The 15,599-nt window shown below is 46.8% G+C and carries 12 protein-coding genes; 10 read left to right on the top strand and 2 right to left on the bottom strand.

The genetic code is table 11. The features are described 5' to 3' along the window. Nucleotides 1-515 precede the first annotated feature (515 nt). Nucleotides 516-4,628: a two-component regulator propeller domain-containing protein gene (locus tag LJ707_RS02535; protein WP_228949161.1), complete on the top strand. Its 4,113-nt coding sequence runs from the start codon at nt 516-518 to the stop codon at nt 4,626-4,628. A 374-nt stretch (nt 4,629-5,002) separates the two neighbouring features. Next, nucleotides 5,003-5,584, top strand: coding sequence for an RNA polymerase sigma factor (locus tag LJ707_RS02530; RefSeq protein WP_228949160.1), 582 nt, complete (start codon nt 5,003-5,005; stop codon nt 5,582-5,584). Nucleotides 5,585-5,679: 95 nt separating this feature from the next. On the opposite strand, the gene LJ707_RS02525 is transcribed toward LJ707_RS02530, so the two are convergent. Continuing rightward, nucleotides 5,680-8,253 carry a glycoside hydrolase family 2 TIM barrel-domain containing protein gene (locus tag LJ707_RS02525; protein WP_228949159.1) on the bottom strand — a complete coding sequence of 858 codons (2,574 nt, stop codon included), beginning with the start codon at nt 8,251-8,253 and terminating at the stop codon, nt 5,680-5,682. 291 nt (nt 8,254-8,544) lie between these two features. Between LJ707_RS02525 and LJ707_RS02520 the strand changes: the two genes are divergently transcribed. The 6 genes from LJ707_RS02520 to LJ707_RS02495 all read left to right on the top strand — a co-directional run bounded on the left by LJ707_RS02520 (nt 8,545) and on the right by LJ707_RS02495 (nt 12,202). Continuing rightward, nucleotides 8,545-8,877: a helix-turn-helix transcriptional regulator gene (locus tag LJ707_RS02520; protein ID WP_228949158.1), complete on the top strand. Its 333-nt coding sequence runs from the start codon at nt 8,545-8,547 to the stop codon at nt 8,875-8,877. A 53-nt stretch (nt 8,878-8,930) separates the two neighbouring features. Further along, nucleotides 8,931-9,503, top strand: coding sequence for a DUF6428 family protein (locus LJ707_RS02515; protein WP_228949157.1), 573 nt, complete (start codon nt 8,931-8,933; stop codon nt 9,501-9,503). 11 nt (nt 9,504-9,514) lie between these two features. Beyond that, nucleotides 9,515-9,940 carry an arsenic resistance N-acetyltransferase ArsN2 gene (gene arsN2 / locus LJ707_RS02510; RefSeq protein ID WP_228949156.1) on the top strand — a complete coding sequence of 142 codons (426 nt, stop codon included), beginning with the start codon at nt 9,515-9,517 and terminating at the stop codon, nt 9,938-9,940. Further along, a complete protein-coding gene (locus tag LJ707_RS02505; protein ID WP_228949155.1) occupies nt 9,937-10,362 on the top strand; it encodes an arsenate reductase ArsC in 426 nt (141 codons plus the stop codon). The genes arsN2 and LJ707_RS02505 overlap by 4 nt, the downstream gene beginning before the upstream one ends. Before the next feature lie 92 nt (nt 10,363-10,454). After that, entirely contained in the window at nt 10,455-11,540 is a 1,086-nt protein-coding gene (gene arsB, locus LJ707_RS02500; RefSeq protein ID WP_228949154.1) for an ACR3 family arsenite efflux transporter, read from the top strand. Next, on the top strand, nt 11,540-12,202 hold the full coding sequence (locus LJ707_RS02495) for a metallophosphoesterase (RefSeq protein ID WP_228949153.1): 663 nt from the start codon (nt 11,540-11,542) through the stop codon (nt 12,200-12,202). Before arsB ends, LJ707_RS02495 begins: the two co-directional genes overlap by 1 nt. A 270-nt stretch (nt 12,203-12,472) precedes the next feature. Here LJ707_RS02495 and LJ707_RS02490 read toward each other — a convergent pair whose 3' ends face one another. After that, nucleotides 12,473-12,622: a hypothetical protein gene (locus LJ707_RS02490; protein ID WP_228949152.1), complete on the bottom strand. Its 150-nt coding sequence runs from the start codon at nt 12,620-12,622 to the stop codon at nt 12,473-12,475. A 91-nt stretch (nt 12,623-12,713) separates the two neighbouring features. Between LJ707_RS02490 and LJ707_RS02485 the strand changes: the two genes are divergently transcribed. Continuing rightward, nucleotides 12,714-12,977, top strand: coding sequence for a hypothetical protein (locus LJ707_RS02485; protein WP_228949151.1), 264 nt, complete (start codon nt 12,714-12,716; stop codon nt 12,975-12,977). A 102-nt stretch (nt 12,978-13,079) separates the two neighbouring features. Beyond that, nucleotides 13,080-15,560 carry a glycoside hydrolase N-terminal domain-containing protein gene (locus LJ707_RS02480; protein ID WP_228949150.1) on the top strand — a complete coding sequence of 827 codons (2,481 nt, stop codon included), beginning with the start codon at nt 13,080-13,082 and terminating at the stop codon, nt 15,558-15,560. The last annotated feature ends 39 nt before the right edge of the window (nt 15,561-15,599 follow it).

The raw sequence follows: 15,599 nt of genomic DNA, 5'->3' as shown, positions 1-15,599 counted from the left end.
GGGCCCGGCTGACTGCTTCAAAGGCTTTTACATTGCATAATAATTTTACAGGCTGTGCTGCGGCTTATTACAAATTGGTTTATTCTGTAGGGCTAATATGAAGGGAATAAGCAGACCATTAAATACACGCATCGGTCAAAAAGAGGGCGTAATTAAACCAATTTCCACCGTGATCCGGCTTAAGAAGTTCTTTGGATAAGGACTGCCTTGTATCTTCCTGTAGGATAACATCGGCTATGAAAAAAATAGAGAGAAAGTATAAAAAGCCTGAAACCTTATTGTCGGAGAAGCGCTGCAATCATCTAGGCGAAGATAGAGCCGGACCAAAAATCCTTCAGCATAATCTGCCGTGACGAAATGAAGCGAAACAGCAATAAATAGTCGTATCTCAACGCGACCCTTACGTCAACTATGATTGACATTTGTGGTTCAACCTGGCACATATCCCCGATTTAATATTGAATTTTCTTCTTATATAAGCATATATTAGCTTCACTGAAGAACCGGCAGCACAGATGCAAATCATCCCGATAAATAAGCTTTCCGAAATCAATCGTCTACACAGGGCATTTCCCACGTTATGCCGGCTCTTTGTATGCTTTTTGTCCTTTTTTGTTTTGCAACATGCCATGGGGCAGTCACATCTGCCCATAGATCATATCGGAATTGAGAACGGATTATCAAACAGCGCCGTACGAAGCATTTGTCAGGATCGGCTCGGATTCATCTGGATAGGTACCCATGACGGATTGAACAGGTTCGACGGAAGCGCATTTAAAATATTTACCAGAAATGCCGGCAACGCGAATAGTCTTTTGGATAACTGGGTCAATTCGATCGCGGAAGACCGTTCCGGAAAATTGTGGATAGGAACACGTTCAGGTATAAATATATACGATCCGCAAACCGGCAACTTCACAAGGGTTTATTTCCGTGACCGCGTCAAAAAATCTTTGCAACCCGTCGGTGGTTTTGTTAAAGACATCCAGATCGCCGCGAACGGTGATGTTTTTGCGTCTGTCACCGGTTACGGGCTTATCCGTTTCCGGAAAGGAACTTATGACAACGGTGAAGTAGCCCGACTAATATATCGGGGCACGGAATTAACCGACTTAAACGTCAACGATATTTTATGCAGTCCTCAAACAAACTGGGTGCTTGTTCAGGGTATTGGTCTATGTCAGGTTAACAATTCTAATTTGCTTCTCGTAAAGAATTCCGGTTTGGCAGATGCCACATCAATGGTGGCTGACGGAAACACCTTATGGACAGCAGGCCCTGATGGCCTGGCGCAGATCAGCGTTGAATCATTGAAAAATGTTTTGCGCACCGGTACACTGAAAAATAAATTTGCACAACTGCCCGTTAAAGATCTGATGAACTTTCCGGGCGAAGTTTGGATAGCTACGGACGGAGAAGGGATCTTTGTTTACACGAAGGCCACCGGCGCGATAAGATCGATCGCGACCGGTTTCGGAAAGTTCTCCTTATCAAGCGAAGCCGTTTTTTCATTGTACCGGGATCAGGAATCACGCATCTGGATCGGTACTTTGCGGGGAGGAGTCAACGTGCTCGACCCGTACAAAGCCAGGTTTACAACGTTTGAACGAGAGCCGGGCAATCCCAACAGCCTCATCAATAACTTTGTCCTGTCATTAAAAGAAGTGCCGGGCAATAAGCTCTGGATCGGGACAGATGGCGGCGGCTTAAGTATTCTCGACCGATCGTCAGGAAAGTTTGAGAATTTCAAACATCAGACCAGTTATTCTAATTCCCTTTCAGGCCACTTCATCACATCAATCGAAAGAGATTTCAAAGGTTCAATCTGGGTAAGTTCTTACGACGGCGGCATTGACCGCTTTCAGGAATTTTCGCATGATTTCAAACGCTATAACATTTCAAAAGGACCTGGCAAAGTGCCGGTGACGAAGTTCTGGACGCTTTATGAAGACAGCGATCATAACCTTTGGGCAAGCTCAGTTGAAAGCGGGTTGTATCGTTACAACCGCGAAAAGGATATTTTTGAATTATGGGAATCAATCAGTAATATCTCGGTTTTATCGGAAGACGCCGAAGGCCGTTTATGGGGCGGCGGCGGATCAGGGTTAGTAGCTATAGACAAACAACGGCACAAGGTCATTAACTATTCCGTAAAAAGCTGGGTCAGATCAATTTTAGAAGACCGCTATAAAAACTTCTGGTTGGGTACCGACAATGGATTGATTTTGTATGACCGGGCTAAAAAGAAAATAAAAAAGGTATTTCACACGGCACAAGGATTAGCCAACGACCAGGTTTTTGCCATTCAGGAAGACTTTCAGGGAAATTTATGGATCAGCACCTACAATGGCTTATCCAGAATGCAGATAAGCACGGGGATCTTTAAAACTTATTCTCAGGCTGACGGCCTGCAAAGTAATGAGTTCAATTTTAATGCCGGACTAAGGCTTAGCTCCGGGGAGCTTGCATTTGGGGGGATCAAAGGATTGAATATTTTCTTTCCGGAAAGTTTAAATAATGAAAAAAAGGCCCCTGAAATTGTACTGACCGGGATTCGCATAAATAATAAAGCTGCTGACCTGGTTCCTGAATTTGTTAAAAAGGGCGCTGACCAGCAAATCCTGGAATTAAGAGTGCCTTTAGCACAGGCTATATTCGCCTTCGATTATACAGCGATTGAATACCCTTCTGCGAACAGGATCCGTTACCGGTTCAGGATGGACGGCATGGACAAGGGCTGGAATTACCCGGGTGCTTCCCGTACTGCCATATATACCAACTTCTCCCCCGGATCTTACACATTCCGGGTAAACTGTACCAATTCCAATGGCACATGGATAAATAAGCAGGTAATCGTCCATATTACTATTTTACCACCGTGGTATCGCACCTGGTGGGCTTACCTCGTATATATTGCGTTTACGATAACTTTGATATCTATATATCTTAAATATAAATTCAAACAGGAACGGTTGATTTACGAGGTCAAACTGGCTAAAACCGAGGCGGAAAAAGAAAGGGAAATACATGAAAAGAGATTGCAGTTTTTTACCGGTATTTCTCATGAATTCCGTACACCGCTTACCCTGATCATTAATCCTATTAAAGATCTCCTGATGCGCCCGGTAGGCGAAAGTAATGACCTGAATATCATTTATCGGAATGCGCGGCGCCTGCTGAGCCTCGTAGACCAGCTTCTTTTATTCAGAAAGGCTGAATCAGGCATCTCGAGCATGAGAGTATCTCGTCTTGACCTGTATAGCTTATGCCTGGAAGTTTACCTGTGTTTTACCCAGCAAGCTAAATCGGCCGGAATTCAATATAATTTCATGGCAGAAAACAAGGGTCAAACCATCTTTGCTGACCGGGAGAAGCTGGAAATCATACTTTTCAACCTTATATCTAATGCCATTAAGTTCACCCCTCCGGGTGGCGCGGTCAACATTAACATTAAAGATCTTCCAAGCAGCTTTGAAATTATTGTAAGTGACACCGGATGTGGTATTGAGGAAAATGCCAAAGAAAAATTATTCGAAAAATTCTATCAGTCAAAGTCTGCAGGTAAGCCGGTTAAAGCAGGTTTCGGGATAGGCTTGTACCTTGTTAAACAATTCGCGCTGGCCCATCATGGCACCATTAACTGCCATACGGAGCAGGAAAAGGGAACCGTATTTACTTTAAACCTGCTGAAAGGCCATTTGCATTTTCCAAACGAAATTATTAGCGCAGACGATTCATTTGAGTCTGTGTTGCTACAGGAACTGAAGGAAGATGGCCTGCCTGAAGAAACGTTGACAGAGGATACCGGACATTTCAAAGCGGAGAATATTTTCGTTGATAAGAAACTGATCTTGCTGGTTGATGACGATATTGAAATTCGAAACTATCTGAAAAGCATGCTGGCTCATCATTATGCGGTTATCGAGTCGTCCGATGGTGAAACGGCTATGCTCATTGTGAAGGATAAACAACCCGACCTGGTGATTTGCGATGTCATGATGCCTGGCATGAACGGCATCGAATGGTGTTCATGGCTAAAACGCGACCCTGTTTTGAGCCACATACCTGTCATTCTGCTGACCGGTTCTTCGTCCGATGAAAGCAGGCTGAAAGGGTTGCACGGAGGTGCGGATGACTACCTGAGTAAACCTTTTGACAACCAGGTGTTCATGGCCCGGGTGGCTAATTTACTTACGATCAGAAATAATCTCAGGAGCTATTTCTATAATGAAATAACGCTTCAGAAAAATGACATCATTGTTTCCTCAGAATATCGCGATTTTTTGGCGAAATGTATCAAGATCGTTGAAAACAGCATGATCGATCCTGATTTCGGTACTAAAAGCCTTTGCGGAAAGATGGGCATGAGCCATTCCAATCTTTTCAGGAAGGTTAAATCAATGTCTGGCTACAGCATCAGTCACTTTATAAGATATATTCGTTTAAGAAAAGCCGCAGAACTGCTGATCAACACGGAATCGAACGTCAATGAGGTCGCTACAATATGCGGCTTTAACAGTATGCGGTATTTCAGGACGCAGTTTGCCCTGTTATTCGGGAGTACCCCTTCGGACTTTAAACGGCGTAACCGGCCGGTTTTCAAAAAAGGTGACCGCATTATCCATTAAACTGGTATTCGAACAGTAGCGGCCTTTGCTATCCTGAACAATGAAAATGCATCAGGACTTCCGGATCTCGCGGACATCAAATCCAGCTTTGGCGCAGGTTTTTTCCGGACGGATTCCTTGTGATGCGTCCGCTCCCCATATTTATACACGTCGTACCTGTTGAGGGAAGACACAACTCCGAATCCGGCCTTTACAGGTCTGGGCTGTTAAAATCCAGCAATTGATCCCTCTTACCCCCTTTTTTGGTCTGTGACTGTACGACAATAGGTCTATAAGGACCGCATGATTCAGATAAATTGCCCTGATTTTAGCCCTTGTAAAAGTTGGGCCTGCCTGCCCTGACAACAAGAAATATCCACAAACCAGCTATATTATTGAAAACAAAATCTGAATTATCCGAATTATGGAACCATACGCTGCGCGGCGACACCAAAGCTTTTGCAATCCTGTACAAAGAACTTTACCCGCTCGTCTATAAATCCGTACTCAAATCTGTAAAGGACGAAGATTCGGCCTGCGACCTTGTTCAGGATCTATTTGTCAGGCTGTGGATCAAACGCTATAAGATCGGCCGGATAGCATGTATAACACAATATTTTTTAGTATCCGCAAGATCAATCGTTATTAATCATTTGAGGAAAAAGTCTGTGTCATCAATTTCATTCTGTGAGAATTTAACCACACTGAGCGACCCCTCGCCGGAAATCATCCTGATAGAAAAAGAAACCGATTTGCTGCACTGTAAAAATTTCCGGACTGCGCTGTTAAACTTACCTGAACGGCAGCGGCAGGTATTGTATATGAGATTCCACAAGGGCTACAGCCACAACGAGATTGAAGCCCGGACCGGCATTTCCTACCAATCGATAGCGAACCATTTGTATCGTGCAACAGTTAAACTCAGGTTAGAAATCGGAGACATAGGCAGGCCTGGCCAATATTTCATGTTAGGTTAAAAATAACGCTCAGCAGTCCCGCAAAGTGCAGCTACTCCAGTGCGTACAGGAAGCTGAAGCACCTGGTCCAAATTGCCCGCATGCCGGTCGGTGTGCTAACGGGCATCCTGAATACCCGTAACGACAACTTCGCTAAGCCTTGCATCCTTTTGATCTTCGAACCGGATTCTCAAATACCGGCCGGCCATCTTTTTTTCGATCACTAAATGCCTGGATTGTTCGTTGAGTGTATTGTGTAAAAGGTCTGCAATCGTTTTCCAGTTCACCCGGTCATCCGATAATTCAATGCGATAATGATAAAGACCTGCGTACGGAAAAATTATCTTCACATCCGATACCGTTACACCACGTTCCATATCCAAAACCCATGACGGATCACGGTCGCTGCTCAATGCCTGCCAAAAGGTCGATAAATCCCCGTCGGCAGCCAGCCCGGCGGAGTGGTTCTGCCCGGATGTACTCGCAAAGGTCGGATTGTTACGGCCAAATTGCTGCGGCGTATTTTTATGGCTAACGCTCCTGAAGCGAACGTATGGCCGGCTGGTTACTTGGGGAGACTTACCGTTCACGTAGGATACAGGGCCGGTAAAATCAAGGAGCACCTCCGACGGCTGTAAACCTGGTGACGTGGCACGAATAAGCGTCTTACCCGAATAGTAAGAGCGGAACTCTATTGCCGCCTGCCCGTCCATTATCCTGATGTCGCTGGCTTCTTCAAAATTAATGGACCTGCCTGTAGGAAACTCCCCAGGCCCGGAAATAACTGTAAATGTGACCGGGGGCGAATTAGAGATAGCCCTCCCTGTTTCATCCGTTACTTTAATCAACAGATACACATCGTCGGTTCCATCCGTTTTTATCCCCGAAGTTTGTGATGCCTGGAGTACAAGTTTTGCAGGCTTGCCCTGCATGGGCCAAACCGGCGGGGCAATATGTACGTACTCATTACGATACCAGTACCAAGCGCGCTTCGGAATCCTGAAGTAATCTACAATACCCATTTTACCCAATCGGGACCCGGCAATACTGCCATGGTCAAAGCCGCACCAAATGGCCTGCCCGCTTCTCCACGCGTAGGTTTCCAGGCCTTTGTCGCCGGTAAGATCCCCCCAGCCGGGCTCATAGTTTCCGGGCCGGTCGGCAGTTGTGCTACCGTACTCCGAAACGATTGTCGGGAATCCGGGATGCTGAAATTCCGGGATCGTACTGCCATCTCCGTTGTAACCTGCAACATCCCCTAATTGATCAATACGGGATTCATCGAGCGGGCGCTGTGCTCCCCCGATCGCTGCAGGCCTGCCCGGATCGAGCAGCCTGGAGAGCGCCACTTCTTTTTCCAGTAACTTTCTCATCGGTGCGATAGTAGCCGGTTTTGTAAAGAAAGGTTCGTTAGACATGCTCCAGGCAATAATGGAAGGGTGATTACGGTTTATCCGGATCATGTCTTTCAGCTGTTGTAACACACTGGCGTCAAAAGCTTTTCTATCCGCCTCTAAAACCGGGTATGCATTGGTATTCCAGTTACCTTCCGGATTATTTTCGCTTCCCCCAATGCCCCAAAAAGCATTTTCAGACCAGAACAGCATTCCCTGTTGATCGCAGCTTTCGGCAAACGACGGATCGTGCGGGTAATGAGACCCTCTGATGAAATTAAATCCGGCATCACTGATCATTCTAATGTCCCTGTAAAACCCGGCATTGGTGACTGCATCACCCCAGCCGGCATGATCCTGGTGAACATTCGCCCCCCTTAAATAAATATGCTTGCCGTTCAGAAAAAAACCCTGATCTGCTGTCCAGCGGATCGAACGTATCCCAAAGTTTGTGGTATAGATGTCTTTGATCTTTCCGCCTGTACTGATGGTGGAAACGGCCCGGTACATATCAGGATGGCCGGGACCCCAAAGCCGGGGATCGACCAGATGGCCGGATTTCTGGCTGATAATTAAAGCAGATTTTGCCGGCATAATTTGGGTTGAGGATAAGCGGGCAACCAGTTTGCCGGCCGGATCAAAAATCCGGGTTGTTAATAATGACTTCACCGCCCGCGATCCGTCATTATGCAATTCCGATTTAATTTGCACGATGGCCGATGTTTCACTAACCTCCGGTGTGGTAATATGAGTGCCGTACCAGCCCATATGTACTTCATCGGTGATGACCAGGTTGACGTCGCGGTAAATGCCGCCGGAAAACACATGCTCCCCTGCCCTTGGAGCAAGGCGGGCGTTCCAGTGATTATTTACCCGTACCGCAAAGGTGTTGTTTCCGGCTCTAACGAAACGGGTAATATCGATGGAAAACCCGGTGTAGCCGCCCTGGTGTTCACCTGCTCTATGACCGTTCACAAAAACCTCGGTATATTGAAAAGCACCTTCAAAGTCCAGGCTGATTCTTTTACCTGTTTTGGAAAATGGCATGCTGAATTGTTTACGGTACCAGCCAAATCCTACGTAAAATTCACTCGATAAAAAATAAGGCATGCTGAACGAATGCGGAAGTCCTACAGCCTCCCAGCTGCTGTCATCGTACCTGACAGCATCCGCACCCTGATGGTCACCAAGCTTAAATTTCCATTCCCTGTTAAAATTGATATGCTGACGGGGTGACTGGGCAAATACCGGTATCCAAAAAATCAGGAATAAATAAATTAGGAGTTTTTTAGTCATATCAAAAGTAATAAGCGTGTTATAACAACGCGTCAAAGCGTTGTATGGATGTATTCATTATATAGACAGCTGTTGCCCCGGATTTTACCCTTTATGATGATTAATTAATCCAGCGTTTCTCAGTAAAGCCGGGTTATGGCCTGTAAATCAGGCTGCCCCGTCTGATATCAATGATGCAGGCGTAAAAATCTTGTCAATAACATCTTATGATGTCACACTTACAAGGCAAGAAGATTATTTCCTTTTCTTTTGGAAGGATTAAAATATTAATCGTAATATTGCAATATACTTATGGGCTTAACTAAAACAGATATCTTCAACGAGCAGCAAAATAAGCTGGCAGTGCAACTGAAAGCAATAGCACACCCGGCTCGTATCGCTATCCTGCAACAAATCATCAAGGCCAATGCCTGTATTTGCGGCGATTTGGTAGAAGAATTGGGCTTGGCACAGGCGACCATTTCCCAGCATTTGAAAGAACTAAAAAATGCGGGCTTGATCCAGGGCACCATTGAAGGTGTGAGCGTTTGTTATTGCATTGAGCCGGAAGCCTGGAAAGCGCTGCAACTGGAATTGAATGTGCTGTTCGGTTCTTACAAAGAAAAGAAGGATAACTGCTGTTAAAATTTTTTGATCAAATCAATCGCAATATTACAATAAATATAAAATAAATAGCCATGAATAAAGTAGAAGCGATCAACTGGAAAACCTTTAAGGATACCTTGTTACAGCATCCCGACCTTGACCTGCAATTCCAATATGCGGAAGGCAAAATGGTAGATGCGGCTTACCATATCACCGAGATCAAACAAGCGCCGATAACTTCGGTGGATTGCGGCGGCGTGATGAATGCCTGGACAGAGATCATCGTGCAGCTTTGGGTACCTGAAGGCGAAAATCAGGAACGTTCAATGAAAGTAGGTAAAGCTTTATCTATCGTGGACATCGTAGAAAAAATGCTGCCGTTGAACCCGAAAAGTACGGTGAAGATCGAGTTTGGCAATTCCGAATTTGATACCCGCCAGATGTTCCCGAATGAAATGATCGTAAGTGATGGCGCTTTAACAGTTGACCTGCGCCCTGATGCAGTACAATGTAAAGCCATAGGCCGTGGCGGTAGCTGCGGTACTAACGATAAAGGCGAGGAATGCTGCACACCAGCTGTGGCAGAAAAACCAAAAGTACAATTAGTGAACCTGGCTGCTGCACCCGCTGAAGCCTGCTGCACACCTGGCGGTGGTTGCTGCTAAATATTACAAAAATGATCATCGACCAGGCCCAACCCTATAAAGATGCGTTGCATGAGCTGCTGGTGGCTGAAAAGCTGCCGGTGGCCGATCTGCCGGAAACGCTGGATAACTTTATCGTTGCCATTCAAGATGGTGCGGTTGTCGGTGTAGCCGGAGTTGAAGTTTACGGCCGATACGGTTTGCTTCGCTCTTTGGCTGTACATCCGGCACACCGCAGTGTGGGTATCGCCGGTAAACTGCTGGCACGCTTGACGAATATGAGCAGGCTGAAAGGCTTATCAGAATTGTATTTGCTGACCGAAACCGCACCGGCTTATTTTGAGCGGCATCATTATGATCAAATAACCAGGGAAGAAGTGCCTGCTGAAGTACAACAGTCATCGAAGTTCAGCCATGTTTGCCCGGTATCAGCTATTGTCATGAAAAAGAAATTATGAGCCAAAAAAATATACTAGTCCTGTGTACCGGCAACAGTTGCCGCAGCCAGATCGCCGAAGGGTACCTGCGCCACTTCGCGGGTGATCAAGCCAATTTTTATAGCGCAGGCATTGAAACGCATGGGGTAAACCCCAAAGCCATCGCGGTAATGGCTGAAGATCATATCGACATGAGCAAACATACGTCCAACCATGTAGATGAATATATAGGTATCCCTTTCGATATCGTCATTACCGTTTGTGATAATGCTAACGAAGCTTGTCCTTTCTTTCCGGGGAAGGTAGAGCGTCTTCATGAGAACTTTCCTGATCCGGCCAAAGCCACGGGTACGCCCGAAGAAATAATGGATGAGTTCAGACGGGTGCGGGATATGATTAAAGTCTACGCAGCTGACTTCGTGAATGAGCACGTAAAGGGTTAAGCCTTTTTTTTAACAAATCAATCGCAAAATCGCAATAAAACATTACTGGAAGAATTAGTATACAGTTCAAAACCAAAAAAGAAATTAGACACATGAGCGCAAATGACTGTGCCCCGGCAGCAAATAGAAGAAGATTAGGATTTATAGACCGTTACCTTACGCTTTGGATATTCCTGGCGATGGCTATTGGTGTGGGAACCGGGTACTTTATACCATCATCGGCTGCCTTTATCAATTCCTTTTCCAGCGGTACGACCAATATTCCAATGGCTATCGGCTTGATCTTGATGATGTACCCGCCGCTGGCCAAAGTAAAATACGAGAATATGGGCGAGGTATTTAAAGATACCAAAGTATTGAGCGCTTCGCTTATCCTGAATTGGATCATGGGGCCGGTGCTGATGTTCATTTTGGCTATAATCTTTCTGCGCGACCATCCCGCTTACATGGTTGGTTTGATCCTGATCGGGCTGGCACGTTGTATCGCTATGGTGGTGGTTTGGAATGAACTGGCGGAAGGCAACCGCGAATATGCAGCAGGATTAATTGCCCTAAACAGTATCTTCCAGGTGTTACTTTACAGCGTTTACGCTTACCTGTTCATTACCGTACTCCCGCCCTTATTCGGAATGAAGGGTTTGGCGGTAAATATCACCATTGGCGAGATCGCCAAAAGCGTAGGTATCTACCTGGGTATTCCATTCGCTGCCGGTGTCGTCAGCCGTTATGCTTTAATAAAATTAAAGGGTGAAGAATGGTTCCAGACTAAATATGTGCCGTTCATCTCACCGATCACTTTGATCGCTTTACTCTTTACCATAGTGGTGATGTTCAGTCTAAAAGGCAACCTGATCGTGCAGATACCTTTCGATGTGCTGCGTATCGCGATCCCGCTGGTGATCTACTTTACCATCATGTTTGTGCTCAGCTTCTTTGTCGGCAAATCCTTTGGTGCCGATTATTCGAGGTCAACTTCCATTGCCTTTACAGCAAGCGGCAATAACTTTGAACTGGCCATCGCGGTCGCCATCGGTGTTTTCGGTATCAACTCCGGTGAAGCTTTTGCCGGGGTGATCGGCCCGCTGGTGGAAGTGCCCGCCTTGATCGCTTTGGTAAACCTGGCCTTTTACTTCCGTAAGAAATATTATACCGCTAAATCTTTAACCGCCGTGGAATAATGAAGATCGCACTTTTTTCTGATATACATGCCAACTTACCGGCATTCGAAGCATTCTTAGCTGACTTGGACAGCCGCAAGATAGATGCCGTTTATTGCTTAGGCGATATGATCGGTTATAATATCTGGCCCAATGAGGTCATCGCTGAAATACGCAAACGTGGTATAGGTACACTGGCCGGCAACCATGATCAAAAAACCAAGGGCTATGCCTATGAACTGGTAACTACTGATAATCGGGCCTATCTGAACACCTTACCGGCACATATTAAACTGGAATACCAGCTTAACCATGACCACTTAAATATTGTACTGGCGCACGGCAGCACCCGTAGCATCAACGAATATGTGCTGGAAGATACCGACGAAAACTATATGTCGGAAATGATGGCAGAAGCCAAAGCCGATGTGCTTTGTGTCGGCCACTCGCATTTGCCATATCACCGTGTTATCGGCACTAAGCATGTAATAAATATTGGCTCGGTCGGCAAACCTAAGGATGGCAATCCGCAGGGTTGCTATGTCGTCATTAATATTGGAGACAGCGGCGAAATACAGCCCGAGTTTATTCGCTTCGAATACGATATCGAAAAAGCTGCCGAGGCGATAGAAAACAGCGACTTGCCCGATGAATTGGCCGATAGACTCCGCAAAGCTTATTAATGCAAAATGAACCTTTACTCCCTTATAGGGGCATATTTGTTAACACGATGTTAAAAATATCGGTATGGGAATCGGTCGCGGCTTAACAACTTCGCGGCACCATTTCTACCTGTTACTACATGTCTTTACACCTGTCTGAAAGATCAGGCAGAGCAACCGTTCCATTAACGGAAAGCGGTCGAGCCTGAAAAATAACAAGAGCCAGCACTTCGAGTCTGCGCTCGAACGCAATTACCTGACCCTGCTGGAATATGATACCAGCGACGAATCTTACACGGCGCAGCCGGTTACCATCCATGACCTTAACGGAAATAAGCCTGCAACATATACGCCCGATGCAGCGGTTACTACCTGTCGGAAATCAAACGCAAACCGCTGCTGGTCGAGATCAAATACACCGCTGAAATGATCGAAAAACAAGCGCTGCTGGCACCTAAGTTCAAAGCCGCCCGCCTTTGTTAAACTGCAACAGCCACTTTATGATATTATTGATCATGGATTCCATGCCCAGATGGCTTACACCGAATCTTACTTCCGGCTGCTGCACCATGTTTCCAGCCTGATGATCACTGCAAAATACTCCGTGCAAAAGATCAGATGCTTTGCTGGTCAGGTTTACGGGATGAACGGCTTACCCATCGAACGCTTTAAAGATGAGCGTTTGGAGATGAGACGCCTGCCGCCTAAACTACGTGCTAACGCGATCAGGGCAGCATACTGGTTATGTTACGCTAAAGTAAGTGTGACATCAAATGATGTAAATTTGAGACATTAAGAAATGTTATCGACAAATTTTGACCGTTTACCATAAATAACTTCGCCAAGTGAGTAAAATCCTGTGAATCGTGTGTCTCCCTGATAAAGAGATACGCAAACGATGAATAAAGCCTTCCAGAAATACCTCATGCTGCCAGTGCTGCTCCTGTTCCTGACCGGACCCTGTTGCAGCGCACAAACCGCTGAAAAAAAATTTCCCCAGCTTAAGCTCTGGTATGATAAGCCTGCCAATTCCGGAACGCGGGATGTTGACAATGTTTTTGAGAGCGACCCGGAATGGCTGAAAGCACTGCCCGTCGGCAACGGTTATCTGGGAGCAATGATATATGGCGACGTGAACAGGGAACGTATTCAGCTCAACGAAAAATCACTTTGGTCGGGCAGCTACCAGGACAGCAATAATCCGGCTGCAGCCTTATCCCTCGAAAAAATTCGTGAATTATTGTTCCAGGGGAAATATAGGGAGGCGAGCGCGCTGACCGAAAAAACGCAGGTTTGTAAGGGTCCGGGATCATCAGGCAAACAATATGGCAGTTATCAAACACTTGGTGATCTCCTGTTTGACTTTCAGACTGATGCGCCGTACACCGATTACCGGAAGGAACTCGATTTAGATAACGGCAAGGTGATCATTTCCTATTTACAGGCGGGCATACGTTTTAAGCGGGAGATCTTTGCCAGTTACCCCGACCGCGCGATTGTAATCCGTTTTACCGCTGACAGGCATTCAGCCATAAATTTCAAAGTAAGCATGACCCGCCCTGAACGCTTCAACACCCGGGCAGCAAACGGCCACCTGCTCATGAGCGGCACGCTCGATGACGGTAAGGGTGGCATCGGAATGGCTTATGCCGCACGGCTGAAAGCTGTTGCCGGAAGCGGGAAGATCAGCTTAACTGACAATGCGATCATGGTGCAGCATGGGGATGCCGTAACACTCATCCTCACCGCTGCCACAGATTATGCCCTGGATTATCCGGTCTACAAAAAGGGGAATCCTTTGTTAACCTCGTTAAGCCAGCTGCAAAGCGCTGCGGCAAAGGGATACGACAAGCTTTATCAAAGGCACACGCAGGATTACCAAGCGCTTTTCGGGCGTGTTCAGTTTAATCTCGCCATTGGAGGAAGGGATACCATCCCTACCGATGTGCGTCTGGAAAACAGGAACGACCTGAGACTGCAGCAGACTTACTTCCAGTTCGGCAGGTACCTGCTGATCGCATCCTCGCGGAATGGCACCCTGCCTGCCAATCTTCAGGGAATGTGGAGCAATAAAATTAAGAACCCCTGGAATTGCGACTACCATACCAATATCAACCTGCAAATGAACTACTGGTCGGCTGATGTGGCAAATCTTTCCGATTGCTTCAGTCCTTTTACGGATCTGGTGGAATCGCTCGTGAAACCGGGGAAACAAACAGCACGCATTCAATACGGTGCAAATGGCTGGTGCAGTCAGACCATTACAAACGTCTGGGGTTTTACGTCGCCCGGTGAGGGAACCAGCTGGGGAATGTACACGGCCGGTGGCGGCTGGATAGCGCAGCAGCTTTGGGACCATTATACCTTTACCAAAGACCCGGCCTATTTGAAACGTATCTACCCTATTTTGCTGGGTTCGGCCGAATTTTATCTCTCCTGGCTGGTTAAAAATCCTGCAACAGGTGAGCTGGTGTCCGGGCCATCTACTTCCCCCGAAAACTCATTCCATGCACCGGATGGTTCAGTAGCCTCGGTGACGATGGGACCTTCACACGACCAGGAAATTATCAGCGGGCTGTTTACAGCAGTTATACAGGCCGGCAGGTTACTGAACGACAACTCCGATTTACAGAAACGGATTAAACAAGCCTTGTCTGAACTTGCCAGGCCCAAAATTGCGCCTGACGGCAGATTAATGGAATGGCCTGAAGATTTCAAAGAGACAGAACCTGCGCACCGTCATGTTTCCCATCTTTTTGCCTTGTATCCGGGGACACAGATCAGTCCTCAAAATACGCCTGATCTGGCTTTAGCGGCGCGAAAGACGCTGGAGGCGCGTACGGATGCGGGCACAGGCTGGTCACTGGCCTGGAAAATAAGTTTCTGGTCACGGCTGGAAGACGGGAACCGCGCCTATTCGCTGCTGCAACGCCTGCTGAATCCAACCACGAATTACCGTGTCAATATGTCGGATGGCGGTGGCACCTATCCGAACTTATTTTGCGGACACCCGCCTTTTCAGATTGACGGCAATTTCGGTGCGACGGCCGGAATAGCGGAAATGCTTTTACAAAGCAGCGACGGTGAAGTTCACCTGCTGCCTGCATTACCCGATGCCTGGCCGGATGGTGAGATCACCGGATTGAAAGGGCGCGGCGGCTTTGAGGTCAGTCTGCGGTGGAAAAGCGGGCATTTGCAGGCGGCCAGCATCAGATCGCTGACCGGGGCACGCTGCAGGGTGCGCACGGGTTCACCGGTATCCCTTTTCGGGGTAAAATCGGTCAGGGAGAGCAGCTATTATATCACCACCTTCCCGACTGTTAAAGGGAAAATATATCGCTTATCAGCCAATGTTCCGGTTTTGAACAAACTGAAATAAAGGGGAATAAAAACACGTACCGGAGAATCCATCCGGCCT

Source organism: Mucilaginibacter sp. UR6-1 (assembly GCF_020880975.1).
Lineage (GTDB): Bacteria > Bacteroidota > Bacteroidia > Sphingobacteriales > Sphingobacteriaceae > Mucilaginibacter.
The sequence above is the reverse complement of the archived record's forward strand: the minus strand, read 5'-3'. Positions and strand labels throughout refer to the sequence as shown.

What these genes read in the sequence shown, in the direction of transcription:
- arsB (WP_228949154.1), top strand. Translation starts at nt 10,455, where the DNA reads ATGAGCGCAAATGACTGTGCCCCGGCAGCAAATAGAAGAAGATTAGGA.
- LJ707_RS02515 (WP_228949157.1), top strand. Translation starts at nt 8,931, where the DNA reads ATGAATAAAGTAGAAGCGATCAACTGGAAAACCTTTAAGGATACCTTG.
- LJ707_RS02535 (WP_228949161.1), top strand. Translation starts at nt 516, where the DNA reads ATGCAAATCATCCCGATAAATAAGCTTTCCGAAATCAATCGTCTACAC.
- arsN2 (WP_228949156.1), top strand. Translation starts at nt 9,515, where the DNA reads ATGATCATCGACCAGGCCCAACCCTATAAAGATGCGTTGCATGAGCTG.
- LJ707_RS02525 (WP_228949159.1), bottom strand. Translation starts at nt 8,253, where the DNA reads ATGACTAAAAAACTCCTAATTTATTTATTCCTGATTTTTTGGATACCG.
- LJ707_RS02495 (WP_228949153.1), top strand. Translation starts at nt 11,540, where the DNA reads ATGAAGATCGCACTTTTTTCTGATATACATGCCAACTTACCGGCATTC.
- LJ707_RS02520 (WP_228949158.1), top strand. Translation starts at nt 8,545, where the DNA reads ATGGGCTTAACTAAAACAGATATCTTCAACGAGCAGCAAAATAAGCTG.
- LJ707_RS02505 (WP_228949155.1), top strand. Translation starts at nt 9,937, where the DNA reads ATGAGCCAAAAAAATATACTAGTCCTGTGTACCGGCAACAGTTGCCGC.
- LJ707_RS02480 (WP_228949150.1), top strand. Translation starts at nt 13,080, where the DNA reads ATGAATAAAGCCTTCCAGAAATACCTCATGCTGCCAGTGCTGCTCCTG.
- LJ707_RS02485 (WP_228949151.1), top strand. Translation starts at nt 12,714, where the DNA reads ATGGCTTACACCGAATCTTACTTCCGGCTGCTGCACCATGTTTCCAGC.